The 289-nt window shown below is 36.3% G+C and carries 1 protein-coding gene; it reads right to left on the bottom strand.

Going from position 1 to position 289, the window contains the following annotated elements; translation table 11 throughout:
• On the bottom strand, positions 1-289 hold a 289-nt coding region (locus tag FOT98_RS30490), incomplete at both ends, for a prealbumin-like fold domain-containing protein (RefSeq protein ID WP_260851155.1).

A 289-nucleotide genomic window follows, 5' to 3' on the forward strand; every position in this document is an offset into this window, starting at 1 on the left:
TCAACAGTAAACTTGATAGGATTTTGATTTAAGTCGTAATGAATAGGAGCCTTCGTTTCAACGAACTGATAGTCTCCCGGACGTAAATCAGAAACAGAAATTTTACCATCTTTATCAGTAGTTAGATCAGAACGAACATCATTGCCGTTGTGATCAACAATTTTAAATACCGCACCTTCAAGAGTAGAGTTGTCAATGTCATCGATTTTAGTTAATTCAACAGCGCCCTTCGTTAAGCTATTTGTAGCAGTAACAGAAGCTGTAGTTGTTTGACTCTTTTCAACAGTAA

The organism is Bacillus sp. HY001, from assembly GCF_007558965.1.
GTDB classification, from domain to species: domain Bacteria; phylum Bacillota; class Bacilli; order Bacillales; family Bacillaceae_G; genus Bacillus_A; species Bacillus_A mobilis.